General features: G+C 61.8%; 3 protein-coding genes and 1 pseudogene. All 4 read left to right on the top strand.

Translation table 11 applies throughout. The features are described from left to right. A pseudogene (locus tag FYJ91_RS20760) lies at positions 1-426 on the top strand (hypothetical protein); the annotation flags it as partial. Between the two features lie 3 nt (positions 427-429). Beyond that, a complete protein-coding gene (locus tag FYJ91_RS20435; RefSeq protein WP_149524186.1) occupies positions 430-717 on the top strand; it encodes a hypothetical protein in 288 nt (95 codons plus the stop codon). Then, complete coding sequence (locus FYJ91_RS20430; protein ID WP_149524185.1) at positions 717-1,430, top strand: hypothetical protein; 714 nt, start codon at positions 717-719, stop codon at positions 1,428-1,430. Before FYJ91_RS20435 ends, FYJ91_RS20430 begins: the two co-directional genes overlap by 1 nt. Positions 1,431-1,447: 17 nt before the next feature. Next, on the top strand, positions 1,448-1,634 hold a 187-nt coding region (locus tag FYJ91_RS20425; protein WP_149524184.1), incomplete at its 3' end, for a hypothetical protein.

Genomic DNA, 1,634 nt, shown 5'->3' with positions numbered 1-1,634 from the left:
ACCTATGCAGCGGTGCGGCGCTTCAAGGTGGAGCGGGGAACCTTCGCGACCCTGTTTTCGAACGAGGCGAGCGTCCGTCAGACGTTCCAGGCGCTCAACACGCTGGATGGCAGCTATGCGAGTCTCGCCTCGACGGTCTCGGTGCAGGGCGTCAGCATCACCTCCAACGCGACCGCGATCTCCACCGCGAATGGCAATATCACGACGCTATTCGGCCGCTATGGCGTCGAGATCGATGTCAACGGCTATGTCAGCGGGTTTGTCCTCAACAACAATGCGACGCGATCCGACTTCACCATCAACGCTGATTATTTCAGGATCCTAAAACCCGGCGGAGGCGCGAGAACGGAGTTCGCGAGTGGGGCATGGAAGGTGTTCGATGCATCGGGCAATCGCCGGGTGCAGATGGGCAATCTGGACGTCTGACGGATGGCTTACGGTCTGCGCATATGGGACGCCGCTGGCAACCTTGAGTTGGACATCTCGACGAACGCCGGGCGTATCGTAGCGACCATCGAAACCGGCGCGACGAGCGGATCTCAGGACGTGCCGGGCTTCGCGACCGGCGCGCCGTTTTGGACGATCATGCCTCTGGGCGGACTGGCTTATGGCAATCTGATCCTGCCGAGCGTCAGCCGCACCGGGACGACGTTGACGTGGACCTATGCAAGCGGAACCGGCCCAGTGAACTGCATCATTATTTGCGGGGTCCGGTGATGACGCACGGATTGCGGGTGTTTAATCAGGCCAGCGGATCCGTGCAGATCGACGAGACCTATGCGAACTTTGCCCTCTTGGCCAAGGTGACGGTCACCACCGATTTGGTGGGCGTGCAGATCGGCGCCTATCTCAACGTAACGGGTGACACGCCGATCATCGCGATCCGCAGCGAGACGCATTTCGTAGCCCATCAGTTCACGACGCGATCGGGATCGAGCTGGTCGTTCTTTGTTCAGGCGTTCAATGCCGATGGAACGTTGGCGAGCGGTGCGGACATCACGTGTTACGTCTATGACAAGCCATGGGCGCTGGTGGGGCCGTTCGGCTACGGCCTTGCGGTGTGGGACGCGGCGGGTGCGCTGACATTTCATTCGAGCCGTCGTTATCTTCGGGTCGAGGCGCTTCTGACAGGTGCCGATTACCGCACATCGCTGCCCGCCGCGACCTATCCGGCCGGGCGGACCTATGCCGTGATCCCGGCGAAGCTGATCGGAACGATCGACGTCGACAGCGTCGCGAGTGGATCGATCGGCGAATATATCAACTCGTTCTTCATGCAGATCCTGGGCTTCAAGTTCGGCGCGACGACATTGAGCGGCGCGGACTGCCTGGCCGTCGAGGATGTGCAGACGTCCACTACGCCCAATATCCCCGAGCATTACGACTATGTCGACTATGCCTATCTGGTCGTCGACGTGACCCATCAATGAAGGAACGACGCATGGCAATGAGCGACGAAGAATATCAACAGGCGCAGGCGGTCGTCGCCACGGAGGCGCAGCGCCGGGCCGCGGAGGCGGCTGCGGCGAATGCGGAAAGGATGGCGCCACTGCTGGAGATCACCGCGTCGGAGGCATTCGGCACGCTCAAGGCTGCGGTCGAGGCGCTGCCGGCCGAGCTGGCCGCCGACGCGG

The organism is Sphingomonas montanisoli, from assembly GCF_008274695.1.
GTDB classification, from domain to species: domain Bacteria; phylum Pseudomonadota; class Alphaproteobacteria; order Sphingomonadales; family Sphingomonadaceae; genus Rhizorhabdus; species Rhizorhabdus montanisoli.
The sequence above is the reverse complement of the archived record's forward strand: the minus strand, read 5'-3'. Positions and strand labels throughout refer to the sequence as shown.